The sequence below is a fragment of the Qingshengfaniella alkalisoli genome (genome assembly GCF_007855645.1).
GTDB lineage: Bacteria > Pseudomonadota > Alphaproteobacteria > Rhodobacterales > Rhodobacteraceae > Qingshengfaniella > Qingshengfaniella alkalisoli.
Map to the genome: position 1 here is coordinate 367,769 of NZ_CP042263.1, position 14,553 is coordinate 382,321.

Annotated in this window: 11 protein-coding genes and 2 pseudogenes; 8 read left to right on the plus strand and 5 right to left on the minus strand. The window is 59.7% G+C overall.

Features of this window, described 5'->3' with window-relative positions:
* Positions 1–14: 14 nt before the first annotated feature.
* Positions 15–1,139: an iron-containing alcohol dehydrogenase gene (locus tag FPZ52_RS14970; RefSeq protein ID WP_146366409.1), complete on the plus strand. Its 1,125-nt coding sequence runs from the start codon at positions 15–17 to the stop codon at positions 1,137–1,139.
* Between the two features lie 55 nt (positions 1,140–1,194).
* Here the strand turns inward: FPZ52_RS14970 and FPZ52_RS14975 are convergent, their stop codons facing one another.
* Together FPZ52_RS14975 and FPZ52_RS14980 are read right to left on the minus strand one after the other, a co-directional pair.
* Positions 1,195–1,944: a FadR/GntR family transcriptional regulator gene (locus FPZ52_RS14975; RefSeq protein ID WP_240804478.1), complete on the minus strand. Its 750-nt coding sequence runs from the start codon at positions 1,942–1,944 to the stop codon at positions 1,195–1,197.
* The gene (locus tag FPZ52_RS14980) at positions 1,941–2,978 is read right to left on the minus strand and encodes a four-carbon acid sugar kinase family protein (RefSeq protein WP_168201378.1); all 1,038 of its coding nucleotides are present in this window, start codon (positions 2,976–2,978) and stop codon (positions 1,941–1,943) included. Before FPZ52_RS14980 ends, FPZ52_RS14975 begins: the two co-directional genes overlap by 4 nt.
* Before the next feature lie 173 nt (positions 2,979–3,151).
* Between FPZ52_RS14980 and pdxA the strand changes: the two are divergent.
* The 5 genes and pseudogenes from pdxA to FPZ52_RS15005 all read left to right on the plus strand — a co-directional run bounded on the left by pdxA (position 3,152) and on the right by FPZ52_RS15005 (position 8,463).
* A pseudogene (pdxA, locus tag FPZ52_RS14985) lies at positions 3,152–4,125 on the plus strand (4-hydroxythreonine-4-phosphate dehydrogenase PdxA).
* A 5-nt stretch (positions 4,126–4,130) separates the two neighbouring features.
* Positions 4,131–5,027, plus strand: coding sequence for a dihydrodipicolinate synthase family protein (locus FPZ52_RS14990; RefSeq protein WP_146366411.1), 897 nt, complete (start codon positions 4,131–4,133; stop codon positions 5,025–5,027).
* Between the two features lie 597 nt (positions 5,028–5,624).
* Positions 5,625–6,607 (plus strand): annotated as a pseudogene (locus tag FPZ52_RS14995) (TRAP transporter substrate-binding protein).
* A 52-nt stretch (positions 6,608–6,659) separates the two neighbouring features.
* On the plus strand, positions 6,660–7,187 hold the full coding sequence (locus tag FPZ52_RS15000) for a TRAP transporter small permease (protein ID WP_146366412.1): 528 nt from the start codon (positions 6,660–6,662) through the stop codon (positions 7,185–7,187).
* Positions 7,180–8,463 carry a TRAP transporter large permease gene (locus FPZ52_RS15005; protein WP_146366413.1) on the plus strand — a complete coding sequence of 428 codons (1,284 nt, stop codon included), beginning with the start codon at positions 7,180–7,182 and terminating at the stop codon, positions 8,461–8,463. Before FPZ52_RS15000 ends, FPZ52_RS15005 begins: the two co-directional genes overlap by 8 nt.
* A 152-nt stretch (positions 8,464–8,615) precedes the next feature.
* Here FPZ52_RS15005 and FPZ52_RS15010 read toward each other — a convergent pair whose 3' ends face one another.
* Together FPZ52_RS15010 and FPZ52_RS15015 are read right to left on the minus strand one after the other, a co-directional pair.
* Positions 8,616–9,905 (minus strand): surface lipoprotein assembly modifier, encoded by a 1,290-nt coding sequence (locus tag FPZ52_RS15010; RefSeq protein WP_146366414.1) that lies wholly within the window; start codon positions 9,903–9,905, stop codon positions 8,616–8,618.
* Positions 9,906–9,940: 35 nt separating this feature from the next.
* A complete protein-coding gene (locus tag FPZ52_RS15015; protein ID WP_146366415.1) occupies positions 9,941–10,534 on the minus strand; it encodes a hypothetical protein in 594 nt (197 codons plus the stop codon).
* 258 nt (positions 10,535–10,792) lie between these two features.
* Here FPZ52_RS15015 and FPZ52_RS15020 point away from each other — a divergent pair, with 258 nt between their 5' ends.
* On the plus strand, positions 10,793–12,403 hold the full coding sequence (locus tag FPZ52_RS15020; RefSeq protein ID WP_168201380.1) for a sensor histidine kinase: 1,611 nt from the start codon (positions 10,793–10,795) through the stop codon (positions 12,401–12,403).
* Positions 12,400–13,101 (plus strand): response regulator transcription factor, encoded by a 702-nt coding sequence (locus FPZ52_RS15025; protein WP_146366417.1) that lies wholly within the window; start codon positions 12,400–12,402, stop codon positions 13,099–13,101. Before FPZ52_RS15020 ends, FPZ52_RS15025 begins: the two co-directional genes overlap by 4 nt.
* A gap of 530 nt (positions 13,102–13,631) precedes the next feature.
* Here the strand turns inward: FPZ52_RS15025 and FPZ52_RS15030 are convergent.
* A complete protein-coding gene (locus FPZ52_RS15030) occupies positions 13,632–14,309 on the minus strand; it encodes a hypothetical protein (RefSeq protein WP_146366418.1) in 678 nt (225 codons plus the stop codon).
* Positions 14,310–14,553: the final 244 nt, after the last annotated feature.

Here is a 14,553-nt window from a genome sequence, read left to right on the forward strand (position 1 = left end):
AAAGGAGTGCTCCCATGTCCACCATGGACCGAATGATTACCATTCATCAACCCAGGCGGCTGGAAATCGGAACCGGTGCCGCGGCGAAGGTCGGCGAACTGGCCAAGGGCGTGTCGCGCCCGCTCGTCATCGCCTCCGGCCCGACTGCGCAATATACCGACGGGCTGGGTCTGCCCGGCGACATAAGCGTGATTGATGATGTGCCGCCCGAACCAGACCTGCCAGCCTTTGAACGGGTGCTGGAACGCGCGCGTGCGCACCGTCCTGACCTGGTGGTTGGCCTTGGGGGCGGGTCGGTGATGGACGTGGCCAAGCTGGTGGCGGCGCTGTGGAACAGCGACCAGACACTGCGGGACGTGGCCGGGCCCGACCGGGTGGCGGGCCGCGATACCGCCCTGTTCCAGGTGGCCACCACCGCCGGCACCGGGTCGGAGGCCGGAATTCGGGCACTTGTGACCGACCCGGAGACCAAGTCCAAGATCGCCGTGGAAAGCCCGCACCTGATTGCCGATCTCGCAGTGCTCGATCCGGAGCTGACCTATTCCGTGCCTGCCGCCGTGACCGCCGCCACCGGCGTCGATGCCATGGCGCATTGCGTCGAGGCTTTCACCAACACTCGGGCGCATGACCTGATCGACGGCTATGCCCGCATGGGCTTCGGACTTGTCGGGCGATACCTGAAGCGTGCCGTCGAGGACGGCACCGATAGCGAAGCGCGCGCCGGAATGATGCTGGCCTCCTACTACGGCGGCATCTGCCTCGGCCCGGTGAACACCGCCGCAGGCCATGCACTGGCCTATCCGCTGGGCATCCGGCTGTCGCTGCCACACGGGCTGGCCAATGCCATCATCTTCCCGCATGTGCTCGCCTTCAACCAACCGGTCGCAGTGGCCAAGACCGCCGAGGTCGCCGACGCGCTCGGCCTGAAAAACGCGGGCAGCGAGGATGCGCTTAAGGCCGCGGCCTTTGAATTCTGCCGCGACCTGGGGATCGAGATGCAGCTGAAGGCACATGGCGCGAACGAAGCCGATCTGTCCGACTGGGCGGAAGAAGCCCACGCGATCCGGCGGCTGATGGACAACAACCCGCGCGACATGAGCGTTGCGGATGTCCACACCCTCTATCACAACGCGTTCTGAACAAGGCTGACATGGCGACCGGCCCTGTTGTGGGCCGATCCCGCCGCGTCGCCGATCACATCGAAAGATCGAGCATTCCGGCCCCGAACAGCCGCGCGCGCGAATGGACGATATGATCCCGCATCACGCTGCGCGCACGCTCCGGGTTCTTCGCCTCAATGGCTTCGAAAATGCCTCGGTGTTCACCCAGCACCTGCTCGAGCGCCGATGCACCATCGGACATCAGCGCATCACCATGCATCTTCATGCCGACATAGATGTGGTCGCGCAGCGCCTTCAGCGTTTCGGTATAGTACTGGTTGTTCGAGGCCCGCGCGATGGCGAGATGGAAGGAGAAATCCGCATCTTCCCGGTGCAGGCGCGATCCTGTGGCATCGGCCAACAGGTCGAGCGCCTTGTGCATTTCGTCCAGAACCTCCTGGTTGCGCCGCTGCGCCGCGAGTCCCGCGCCGTCCACCTCGACCGTCAGCCGGAACTCGTAGCTCCGCTGGATATCGGCGATGGTTTCGACCGGTGTATACCCCAGCGCGGTTTCGCGCTTGACCCGCACGAAGTTGCCCGCACCCTGGCGCGACACGATCAACCCGTCTTCGCGCAATTGCTCCAGCGCCACGCGCAAAACCGGGCGCGACACGCCGAACTGGCCCGACAGGTCCTTCTCCGCGGGCAGTTTTTCATTCGCGCCGTAGTCGCCACGCGTGATGCGGTTCTTGAGCGCGGCATACACCCTGTCTGACAGCGGCGGGCGACCGCTGCGGCCTGCGGGCGTTTTCGGCGTGGACTGATCCATCTTCGTGACCTTCATCTTTGCATCACCGTCTCGTCCAGGATCTCCGCCAGAAGACCCGGCGCGCCGAAGCCGCCCGACTTGGTGACCACCTGCACCCTGCCCCAATCGGTCTGCACCTCGCAGACCGGCAGGCCCGGCCTGAGTTCGGCACTCACTTGTAAACTGTTTAGACCGAACTGGTCCAGCACGGCCTGCGCGCTCTCACCGCCGCAGATCAGAAGCGCCGCCGGTTTGACCTGCCTGGCCAGCTGCGCGGTGCCGCGAGCAAAGCGGGCCGCGGCCTCCAACCCGGAAATCCCTGCGCCGCCGTCGGAAATCGACAGGACCAGCCGGCCATGCGGAGCGGTGCCTTCGGGCACAATGCCGTCCGGGGCGTCGAGGCGTGTCACGCGCCCGCCCAGGGTCGCAATCTGCGCCCGTGTCACCGGATCGCGCGAGCCATTCGCAATCATCACCGACGGTTGCAATCGCGTTACCTCGGGCGCGGCCACACCGCTGGCCCGGGCCAGGGCAAAGGCAAGACCGCGCGCCCCGATCCAAAGGACGCGGCCTGTGCCGCCCTGCACCACCTCATCGAGATCGGCATCCGAGGCGACATCGGGCACCTCAACCCTTCCAACAAAGCAGTCCGCCACCGGAATCGGCTGGTCGACGCCGCTGCCTTCCAGCGCGCCGTGTGTCACCCGCCGCCCCATTCCGGGGATCGCCGGACAGGCCACGCGGCGGTCAGGCGCGAACCAGCGCTCCAGCGCCTCGACTTCCGCCATGATATTGCCCTTGAGGCGGCTGTCGACCTTCTTCAACACCCTACCCACCGCCGCCGGATCGAGATGCGCCAGCGCCTCGCCAACCCGGCGGGCCGCATCCTCTGCCCGGATTTCCCGACTCGACGTATTGATGGCCAGCACGTTGGGCGCTCGGGCCAGCGCCTCGGGCACCGCCACCGGGCTGCGGGCGACGATGACGGACCGGCCACCGCCCGAGAATCCGACCGCCGAGTCCAGTGCACCGGTAAGATCATCGGCCAGAATAAGCGTATCGAGCGCCATACAGTTTACCAATTTGCCAGTTGTTGTAATATACCTTACCTCAGAAATGCGAAACATTTCCAGTATTGTATTGCATGTACTCCACTAATTTAACGTACTCGGCATTATAACTTGCAGCTTTTTTACCTATAGGTTAACTACCGCATCGAAGCCGCGGTTCCCAGGAGACAGAAATGCACGACAAGATTGTCATCACCATGGGCGACCCCTCGGGCGTCGGCGCGGAAGTGACCGCCGCAGCCCTGGCTGAGCGGGATGCGGAACTGCGGGCACAAACCATCGTTGTCGGCGACCGCGACACCATGCAGCGCGCGGTTCAAGCGTGCGGACTGGCCCTGACGATCATCGACCCGGAGGCGCCGGGCGACGGCATTCGCGTCGCCCACGTTCCGGTTGAGGATCTGCCTGGCCGCTTCGGCGTGCTTTCGCCGGCCTGCGGCGAGGCTTCCTTCCGCTATATCGAGCGGGCGGTGGAGATGACCATGGGCGGGGACGCCGCCTGTATCGTGACCGCGCCGATCAACAAGGAGGCCCTGAACTCTGCCGGGCACCATTACGACGGCCATACGGGTATGCTGGCGCATCTGACCGGATCGAAAGCATCCTGGATGCTGCTGGCGTCGGAACGGCTGAACGTCGTGCATGTTTCGACCCATGTGTCGCTCAAGGATGCGATCGGCCGCGCAACGACCGAGCGGGTGCTGGAAACCATCCGCATCGGCCACCGGCATCTTCAGCGCATGGGCATCGCCGCGCCGCGCATCGCCGTCGCCGGGATCAACCCGCATTGCGGCGAAAACGGCCTCTTTGGCAACGAGGATGACCTGCATGTCGCCCCGCCGTCAAGGCCGCCCGGGCCGAGGGCATGGACGTGCAGGGCCCGATCTCGGCGGACACGGTCTATCACCGCGCCTACCAGGGCGCCTTCGACCTGGTGATCGCGCAATACCACGACCAAGGGCACATCCCGATCAAGCTGATCGCATTCGATACCGCGGTCAACGTCTCGCTCGGCCTGCCCATCGACCGCTGTTCGGTCGATCACGGCACCGCCTTCGACATTGCCGGAACAGGCAAGGCCAACCATGCAAACATGCTCTGCGCGCTGGATTACGCCGCCCAGATGGCAGCGGCAAAACGCGGATGACACAAATGACAGATCACAAAGAAGCCTTCGTCGCCCTCGTCACCTGTTTCAACGATGACGAGACCGTCAATTACGAGGCCACGCGCGCCCAGGTTCGCCGCCAGGTCGCAGCCGGCAACCATATCATGTGCGCAGGCACGAACGGCGATTTTTCAGCGCTGACTTTCGACGAGAAGGTACAGCTCTGCGGCGAGGTGGTCGATGAGGTCGCCGGGCGCACCCGCGTCATCGTCAATGCCGGAATGCCCGCAACCTTCGAAACCATTGCGCTGGCCCGCGAATTCGACCGGATCGGCGTCGACGGGATCGCGGTCATCACGCCCTTCTTCATCGCCTGCACCCAGGACGGGCTGATCCGCCATTTCACCGCCGTTGCCGACGCCGTCGACACGCCGGTCTATCTCTACGACATTCCAGCCCGAACCCAGAACCATATCGAACCCGAGACGGCGCGCACCTTGGCTGCGCATGGCAATATCGCCGGGATCAAGGATTCCGGCGGCGCGCAGGACACGCTGGAGGCCTACATGGCGATAGGCCGCGATGTTGCCGGTTTCGATGTCTATTCAGGCCCCGACCACTTGGTGCATTGGGCACTCGCCAATGGTGCCCGTGGTGTGATTTCCGGCCTCGGCAACGTGATGCCCGAGGTGCTGGCCCGGATCGTCGCTTGCGTGAATGCCGGTGACGAGGCTGGCGCGGCAGAGGCCCAGGCAACCTATACCGCCTTCCGCACCGATCTTTACAAGCTGGGCTATCCCCCGGCGCTGGTCAAACGCGCGCTCTACCTCAGCGATGCCTCCGTCGGGCTGTCACGCCAACCCGCGCTGCTGCCCGATCCCCAGCAGGACATGCACATCAAAGACATTATTCGGAAATACGGACTTGAAGGTGGGGCGTAACGGCTTCTTCAAGCTGTCGACCGCACGTCCGACCGTCGATTGCACGCCCCGATGGTCAACCGGACTTCCCAGTCACGCCTGAAAGGTTATCGCTTGCCACCCTCCACATAGTCTGGACAGTCTCCGAGCCGCACAGTGGCAAAACCCATACGCGTCCGCAATCGCATAGACCAAAATCATCCTCCTCGAGTCCCGCTGAAACGTCGGCGGACCAGACAGGGTCGTCAGATCGCCGTGTGCTCCAAGACATCAGAACCCCATGCAGAGGTCATTGCTCGGGACGCCCGGGCGTTGGCTTCATCGGTGTTGATGCGCCGCGACTGGACAAGGATGTGGGGGATACTCCCGTTAGCGTGAATCATATGCCGCGGCTGATGCCGCCTCCCCTTGATCCGGGGCCCGTCGTCAATGCTTGCGCCGAATAGTTGGCACACCCTGACAGATCTCGCGCAGGCACATGCCCGTGACACCAGGGTCGTAGGCTCTGAACCCGGTTGGCGGGCAGATGCCCCAAGCAGTTGCATAGCCCTGCATCACCGGGTTGCCACCCCGAAGAACCTTGTGTAGCAAAATCAAACGTCAATCGGGAGGACATTCATGACATTTATTACACGCGGACTGGGCGCAACCGGCATTTTTCTTGCAATGGGCACTTCGGCCTTCGCGCAGACCGAAGTCAAGATCGGCTATGCACTCGCGCCCGACAGCCATTACGGCGTCGCGGCTGCCAAGTTCGAAGAGGTCGTGAAGGCCGAAACCGGCGATGAATTCGAGTTCAAGCATTTTCCCTCTTCCGGGCTCGGCGGCGAGCGCGAAGTAATCGAGGGGCTGCAACTGGGCACCGTGGAGGCGACCATCGTTTCTTCCGGCACTCTTGCCAACTTCGTCCCTGACACCGGCGTGTTCGATATCCCGTTCCTTTTCCGTGATCTCGACCATGCCCGCTCCGTTCTGGACGGCCCCGTTGGCGAGGATATTCTGGCCAAATTCGAAGACGTGGGTATGCAGGGGCTGGCCTGGGGCGAACAGGGTTTCCGCCATATCACGAATAACCGCAATCCGATCCATACTCCGGCGGATGTAGAGAGCCTGAAAATCCGGACCATGGAAAATCCGGTTCACCTCGCTGCCTTCAATGCCATGGGCGCGGCCCCGACGCCGATGGCCTGGCCTGAAGTTGTCTCTTCGCTGCAGCAGGGCGTAATCGACGGGCAGGAAAACCCGTTGTCGGTTAATCGTTTCCGTGAAGCTTGACGAGGTGCAGAAATACCTGACCCTGTCCGGCCATGTGTATTCGCCTGCGATGTTGCTGGTATCGAAACCATTCTGGGACGGGTTGGATGACGAACAGAAGGCGGCCTTCCAGAAGGCTGCCGAGGAAGCCGTGACCGAGATGCGTGGCTATGTCGACAATGTCGAGATGACCGGCGTCGAAACGCTCAAGGAACGCGGAATGGAGGTCAACGAACTGTCGGCGGAAGAAAAAAGCCGCGTTTCAGGCCTCTATCGCTTCGGCCTATGAAGGTTACTACGAAACCTATGGCAAAGATCTGGTCGACTCTATCGTGAACTTCGAGTGACGACTTCACGCCGGTATCGGTCTGATACCGGCGTGACCTCCGGGGGCATCTTGTGAAACGGCTGGAACATATCTTTGTCGTGCTGAACGGTTGGGCGCTGGTTCTGATGCTGTCCGCAATGGCCGTCACCGTCGGGACAAATATCTCGTTGCGCTACCTGACCTCGCATTCTCTTCCGTGGGCGGACGAGGCGGCACGCTATCTGATGATCTGGCTGACCTTCACCAGCGCCGGGCTGATCCTGCGCACCGGCGGTCATGTCGCCATTACCAATCTTCAGGACAGCCTGCCAAAAACCGGTCAGAAACTGCTCAGGGCAGGTATCGTCATCATCCTGCTGGTTTTTTTCGCCTTCATGGTACATGTCGGCTGGGAGTATGCCGAGCGGATGCAGTATCAGGTTACCCCGGCACTGCGTCTGCCCTTCATCTATGTCTATGCCGCGATGCCCGTGGGCTTTGCACTGCTCATCGTCCACCTGCTGCTGGTGGCTCGACCTTTCATTACGGCAGGCGGCTACAAGCGCCTCGACGCCTCCGGCACGGATAGCAACGTTTTCCCCGGCGGTGCCAATGGCTGAAATCCTCTTTCCCGCGCTATTTCTGCTTCTTGCCCTTGGGCTGCCGGTCGCTTTCGCGATGGCAATTTCGGTCTTTGCCGCGATCACGCTTGCGTCAAATTATCCACCTCTTGTCGTCGTGAAAGAGATGTTCGCCGGTCTCGACAGCTTTCCGTTGCTGGCGGTGCCGTTTTTCATCCTCGCCTCCGAGATCATGACCGGGGGCGCTGTTACTCATGCCATCCTACGTCTGGCACAGGCGTTCGTGGGCCATCTGCGCGGTGGTCTCGGGCACGCGAATGTCATCAGTTCCGCAATGTTTGCAGGAATTTCCGGAAGCGCATTGGCAGATGCGGCCGGGCCTGGAACCATGATGATCCGGATGATGGAAAAGGGCGGCTACGACCGTCCCTATGCGAGCGCCCTGACGATCGCCAGCGCCGTTGTCGGGCCGATCATTCCACCGTCTATCACGATGATCATTTACGCGATGCAAGATCAGAACGTCTCTGTTGGCTCGTTGTTCATGGCCGGGATTCTGCCGGGGCTACTGATCACCGCGACGGTGCTCGTGGCCAACGCCAATATGAGCAAGCGGCGAAACTACGCATCGGGCGAACAAAGGCCGGGGTGGATGGAAATCGGGCGGGTCGCACTGTTTGCTCTACCCGCGCTTACGCTGATTGTCTTGATTGTCGGGGGAATCCGGTTCGGGGTCTTCACCCCCACCGAAGCCTCGGTCATTGCCGTGTTCTACGCTCTTTTTATTGGCATGTTTGTCTATCGCTCGCTTCGTCTGCGGGACCTGCCCGGCATTATACTGCGTGCAGCGTTAACCTCAGGTGCGGTGCTTCTGATCCTCGGTGCCGCGCGCGCCTTCGCCTGGGTCCTGATCATCGAAAATGTGCCACAATTTCTGGCCGAGACCATCATCTCCTGGGATCTTGCGCCGGTAGCTTTCCTTCTGGCGGTCAACTTGCTTTTGATCATCTTCGGCCTCTTCATGGATCCGCTGCCGGGCGTTATGATCCTGGTGCCCATCCTCGCGCCGATCAGCTTTGCTCTGGGGATTGATCCGAACCATTTTGCCATCATCGTGATCGTCAACCTGACGCTCGGATTGACAACGCCGCCGGTGGGAAGTCTGATCTTTGTTGTTTCTTCGACCGTTGGGCTGAAGCCATCGACCCTGATCCGCGAAATGCCCCCGTTCTTCTTGGCGTTGGCCACGGCGCTGCTGCTGATCACCTTCGTGCCGTTTCTGTCAACTTGGCTACCAACCATCAGCGGCTTTTGAGTTGGTCAACGCACACTGCTTGTGTGCTGGCCACGGTAGAATGGTGTCAGGCCGCAAACGCGCTGACGTCGGACGCAGGACGATGTTCGGATTGGCCTGAGGGACGCATGCATTGTGCCACCGGATTGCAGCAAGTCCTGCGGCGGCACCGGTCAGAATGAACGGGTTACTTCCAGCGCCACTGAACTGTTGGTAGACTCGTAGAGCGCAATGTTGGAATGGCGTTCTTCATACTCGACCCTGACTTGCGGCGAAAATCCGGCCAGTTCCACCTCCGATGAGCCGACCGTGACGCTGATGGTTGCGGTCTGGTCGCGGCGCGTCACGCCGAAGATACGGCTGTCAGCATGGTAGACACGGTCTTCCAGATAGGCCGCGCCACCAACCCGGATTCCGTTGGGCAGCACGGTTCTCGTTCCCAGCACCAACCTGTATTCGTCGTAGCCCAACCGCTTACGTTGCAGTTCCGCCCGATAGACTGACGCGGCCCCGTTTACGGCCCATCGCGGCGTAAGTACCTTCTCGAAAGCCGCGCCGATCTCGTAGGAGACACCGGAGGCTATTTGTCGTCCAGGGCTATGCAGATCAAGCACCTCGAGAAAGTAGCTGCTGCGGAAACGTTCGTCATGTTCCCAGCGCAAGCGAAGCACCGGGCCTATTTCCCGCTCTACAAGTTCGCTCTCGAGAAACTCGAAATCGGTGGACATGCCCAACGCAAGTTCCTTGTCTTGATCGACGCGGAACTCATAAGCAAGCGAGGGGGTCACCGACCAGGAGGTGAAGTTCGAATTGGTGTAGTGGTCGAAATCCGCGCGCAGGCGAAACAGAAAATGGCCCGTCTCGGAGACTTGAAACCTGTAGCCGAGGTTACCACCAAACTCGAGCACCGTTTCCTCTGTTCCACCCTCCGGGTCGGCCAGTGCGAAGATGAAATCGCCTACGCGGATCTCTGTCAGATTGCTTTCGAGAAATGGGTTCGTCTGGCGATTGATATGAAAGTAAGCGAAGGTGTTGAAACCAAGCCCCCGATCATTCTCGAGAATATAGTCGCGGATGGGCCGCGAAACATCGGATGGCAGATCATCCGCGAGGGCGAAGCGGTAATTGTAGATGGCAGCGGAGTTGCGCCCCATTTCCGCAAGCGTCAGGCCCAGATAGGCCCGAGCAGCAGAATGGGCGGGTTCCAGCGACAGCACCTCACGAAATAGTCGCTCCGCTTCAGCCAGGTTTTCCCGCAAAAGGGCAATACGCGCGTCAAAGAACACCTGGTCCGCACGAGACGTCGATTGGTTCCCTTCAGCTAGAAGAACTGTCTCAGCCTGAGCGATACTTCCCTCTGGCACAATGAAATAGTCGACCTCCTGCCCAAAGGACATCGTTGGAAGATGCCCGAACAGGAGGTAGACAGCACAGGACCAGAGCCGTGAATTCGTAGCCTTCACCACGACCCTATAGAACAAACATTCCAATCACCGGGTTACCGACGTGTTGCGTTGAAATTACCGTCGATCTCGATGCGATCATCATCGTCGTCAGTGTCGAATTCACCGCTAATACGTGACCGGTCGCGTGTCATGTCACCATCAAGCTCGGTACGAGAATTTTGCGTGTAGTTCCCATAGGTGAACGTCTCCCGACCGCGATCCGTATCGAATTCGTAGTCGTCGTCATCCCGTTCGATACGCACGTTCTCGTACTCTGCCCGATAGGAATCGACGACACCTGCTTTTGGTGTACCTCGTAGAGTGACATCGATCTCGTCATTGCGGAAATCGGCTGTTGCCTGGACCGTTCCTTTAAATTGTCCTCCGCGATAGGCGCCGAGCTGGCGGAAATCATCGTCCGGGTCTGCGGTCGCAGTGAAGGATCCGCGGTAGACGCCGGTATTGCTGCCCCCTGAACTTGAGCCTCCGCCGGAGCCGCCGGAGCTGGAACCTCCACCGGAACCACCGCTAGAACTCGATCCGCCACGATCATCATCATCGCTGCCGCCACCGCCTCCGCCGCCACAGGCCGCCAATCCGAGAGTGGTCAAAGACACGATCAGGAAAGATTGAATGGAACTTGGCATGCTAGAATTCCTTTCAGAGTTGTATGAGGTACCGTGACGTCGCTTCACGGCACGCCATTTTGTTGCGTCTCACCCGCATTGGCCCAAGTAACCGGTTTGAGCGCCGTATATTTGTAGCATCGCCAATACTGCTCAAACCTCAAATTAGAAGATAATTAGAATCGGAGATCGGCAGTTCCGAGATCAGATCGAACCTGTATGCTGGCCGTGTGGGTCCAACGCGATCCGACGTCACTAAAGGGCGCTGCCACAGGCAATATGAAGATCAAAACGAAGCTATTTGCCAGCCATTTGATCATGGCAGCCGTCGTAAGCCTGATCGCGGCTGTTTTTATCACGGTCCTTCGGACCGGAGAGACAAACCAGCGCGAGTTGAGCACGTCCTACGAGCAAATACGGGCCATCAATTTTATTGCTGCGTGGGCAAACGACTACTCCGAGCAGGTGGCGGAACTTTTCATTCTGGGCACCGACACCACCGAGATCATTGAAGCGCGCGATGGGCTGCTCGATGCTCTCGCCCGCAAGGAAGATCTTTTGCTGGCCGAAATGCGTCAACATCCAAATGATGGAGCGCCGCGACCGGAGCACCCGGAACTCAACCGCATAGATGCAATGCGTGAGATGGTGCTCGAACTTGACCACGTTCGAAAAGAGGTAGAGGTCTTGTTGTCCGATGGACATCAAGCCGATGCCGAGGTGATCTATCGGAACCAGATCGAGCATCGTCTGGACAGCGTACTCGGAGATCTGATCGACTCCGCAACCGTCAATGAACGTGCCGAGGTCAACGCGGCCATTGCCAGCTCTGCACAGCTTTCTGATCGGATGCGGTTCTTGGCATTTGCCTTGGTAGGAACCGCTGCGCTCCTGGCATTGGGTAACGCTCTCATGCTGCACCGGGGAATATCCCGCCCGATATCCGCATTATCCGAAGGTGCCGATGCGGTTGGCCGAGGAGATCTTTCGCATACGGTCGACGTCAGTAGTCGGGACGAACTCGGCGCTTTGGCAGAACGTTTCAACGTTATGACCTCTCAGCTTCGCGATCAGCGGGACCGTTTGCTTCACGCGAACGACCTACTTGAGAAACAGGTGGCTGAACGGACGCGGGAACTCAGCGAAAGGAGTGAACAAGTTGAGCACGCCAACCGTCGCCTGCGTGATATTGATGCCAATCGCGCGCAGTTTTTCGCCGACATCAGCCATGAGTTGCGGACACCGCTGACAATTCTGCGTGGACATGCGGAAGTGACATTGCGCGCGCCGGATAGTTCCAATGAACGTTTGCGGCAATCGCTGACCCAGGTGGTGCGTAAAGCGGACCAGATTGGGCGTCTGGTTGAAGACTTGCTGTTCCTGGCCCGCTCCGAGGCGGGAACCATCACTGTCGAAACCGAGCCCGTCGACCTTCAGGAAGTGTTTGCCGATGTCTTGCTTGACTGCCACGGCTTGCGGAGACGGCCGGGTGTCACCATCTCACCGCAACAGGCCGTGCTGGAACCTGTCATGGTTACGGGGGATCCGGGAAGACTTCGTCAAGCCATCATGATCCCTGTGGACAATGCAATTCGGGTCGCGCCCGCCGGGTCCGTCGTCAGTCTTGACCTTGGAGTTGTCGACCGATGGGTTCGCATCGCGGTAATCGACCAAGGCCCCGGTTTCACTCCCGACGAGGCCAAGCAAGCTTTCAGCCGGTTCTATAGCGGTCGTCGGACTCGCGGACGGAGCGATAGCGGGACCGGCTTGGGCCTTGCCATCGCCCATTGGATCATCAATCAGCACAATGGCAGGATCAGTGTCCATAGCACGCCGGGCCACGGTGCCGAGATACGCATTGACCTCCCATTGTCTGCGGAACCGAAATGACATATTCGACAATCCTGATCGTGGAGGATGACACGGAAATCGCCGATTTCCTTTCTGTCGGTCTCAGGGCCGAGGGCTATGATATTCTGGTCGAACCAAACGGGGCTAATCTTCTCGACCACGTACGGGAGGATGCCGTGAAGCTGGTCATCCTCGACCGGATGCTGCCGGACGCCGAGGGTGCCGATCTTTGTCGTCGCTTGCGAGCGGCCGACAGCGATGTCCTCGTCCTGATGTTGACGGCGCGCGATGCGCTCCAGGAAAAACTGGAGGGGTTTCGTGCTGGCGCTGATGACTATGTCACGAAGCCTTTCGCCTTCGAAGAGCTGTTGGCCCGGGTTGAGGTCCTGCTACGGCGATCAATATCGACAGAACCTCTCCCGCAAGCGCTGACCTTCGCCGACATGTCCATTGATATCTCTCGAAAGACTGCGCAGCGTGCGGGTATCGATCTTGGTCTCACGGCTACCGAGTTCAACCTTCTGCGGTATTTCCTTGAGAATGCCGAGCGTGTTGTCAGCAGGATGGAGATACTGAACGCGGTCTGGGGCTATGACTTTGATCCGAATACCAACATTGTCGAAGTCTATATCGCCTATCTTCGAAAGAAGCTGGAATCCGGCGGCGGCATACGCCTGATCCAGAATGTCCGCGGCTTCGGGTATCGGCTATCGGTTGAAAGCGACCCAAGAGATTGAGAACTCGGCTCGAACAATCGCATTGAGATGCTCGCGCAGACCAACGCGAAAGAGGAAGAAAATTCAGTGCCGTTTCAAATCCAGCCCGCGGGCGCACATCCTGCGCAGACGTTCTCTCCTATTGGGTATAATATAATGCTAGCCAATATATTACGTTATTTATCTCCGAAATAATAACTTTTTGCGTACCTCTACCGCTCCTCACTGCCGTATGATTCACGATAAGGGTTCCATGCGAGCATATAGAATATGAAGAACCGGTATCCCTGTTTGCGTCGGTCGACAGTAAACGGAAATGAGATTCGCCCTCTTACCGCCCCAGGCCATCCCGAATGAAACCGTAGTCTGCGCCGAAATCCGGATTTTTAGCAGCTAGCGTAGCGCTCTGCCTGATTGGGCCTTTAAGATCATCGAGACCGCTTCTTCACGCTGAAGCGGGTCCGGCTGGACTTCGCAGGAGGTTAGATACGGGACTTGGGCACTCAACCATCACGAGGCGGGGCCAGCGAGCGTGGAACCTACGATGCCCATCACACGAGGATCACCACCTCCGACACGTCCGGGTCAATCTGCCGACAGATGCGTGTCAGGCGGTCCTTGAGATGCTGCTCCACCCAGGCCGCATGAAACCGGCTGGGGGCACGCAAGGTCAGGCGCCCCCCTGCCCTGCCATCGCGCGACAACGCCTGCCCCCAAGCCGCATAGAGCGCCGGGTCCTCACTGTGCAGAACCGCCTTGGCCAACGACCACTCCGTCCCGTCAGAGCAATCGGGCGCCGTCACTTGCCCCTTCACAGGCAGCGGCACCACCGTTTCCGTCGGCTCATGTCCCATGCGAAGTTCGAAATCCGGCCCGACCGCCCGCCAGTGGTCTCGCGTGTCCTGAAGAATCTGATCAATCTCCAGCCCGTACTCCGCGACACGACCCCGCACCGCCGCACGTTTCAGTCGAATCCAGCCCATGCCGCGCAGCTTGGCCATCTCGCGCTTGACCGTGCGTTCGTTCACGTTCCACAGCCGCGCGATTTCGCGCTGACCCACCGCCAGTTCGTTGCGTGACCAATTGTAGCGCGCCGTTACCAGCGTCATCAGCCGCAATGTCAGTTGCTGCGGCCCCTTACCCTGACCCAGCGCATACGCCCCCATTGCCGTAAGAAGGTCGTATTTGCGGGCCGCCGCGAACCGGCCCGTTGCCTTAGGCTGAAGCATTACTGCCCTTTCCTGCCCCAAGAGGCACCTCAATTCCGAAGCTTCTTTGGCTTCATCTTATTTATCACGGTGAATATTTGGTTAGCCCAACGTTCTTTCACCCGGTAGCAGAATTAACGTCCAGTTTCCCGATTCTGTCAAGAGGCAGCGACATCAGCCTGCTGATATCGTTCAATTTTAAAGAAAGAGGGTATTCTTTGGTATTAGGGGCCATCCAGAGTGTCCCCTCAAATGCCAAATTTGT

What these genes read in the sequence shown, in the direction of transcription:
- FPZ52_RS14970 (WP_146366409.1), top strand. Translation starts at nt 15, where the DNA reads ATGTCCACCATGGACCGAATGATTACCATTCATCAACCCAGGCGGCTG.
- FPZ52_RS14975 (WP_240804478.1), bottom strand. Translation starts at nt 1,944, where the DNA reads ATGAAGGTCACGAAGATGGATCAGTCCACGCCGAAAACGCCCGCAGGC.
- FPZ52_RS14980 (WP_168201378.1), bottom strand. Translation starts at nt 2,978, where the DNA reads ATGGCGCTCGATACGCTTATTCTGGCCGATGATCTTACCGGTGCACTG.
- FPZ52_RS14990 (WP_146366411.1), top strand. Translation starts at nt 4,131, where the DNA reads ATGACAGATCACAAAGAAGCCTTCGTCGCCCTCGTCACCTGTTTCAAC.
- FPZ52_RS15005 (WP_146366413.1), top strand. Translation starts at nt 7,180, where the DNA reads ATGGCTGAAATCCTCTTTCCCGCGCTATTTCTGCTTCTTGCCCTTGGG.
- FPZ52_RS15015 (WP_146366415.1), bottom strand. Translation starts at nt 10,534, where the DNA reads ATGCCAAGTTCCATTCAATCTTTCCTGATCGTGTCTTTGACCACTCTC.
- FPZ52_RS15020 (WP_168201380.1), top strand. Translation starts at nt 10,793, where the DNA reads ATGAAGATCAAAACGAAGCTATTTGCCAGCCATTTGATCATGGCAGCC.
- FPZ52_RS15025 (WP_146366417.1), top strand. Translation starts at nt 12,400, where the DNA reads ATGACATATTCGACAATCCTGATCGTGGAGGATGACACGGAAATCGCC.
- FPZ52_RS15030 (WP_146366418.1), bottom strand. Translation starts at nt 14,309, where the DNA reads ATGCTTCAGCCTAAGGCAACGGGCCGGTTCGCGGCGGCCCGCAAATAC.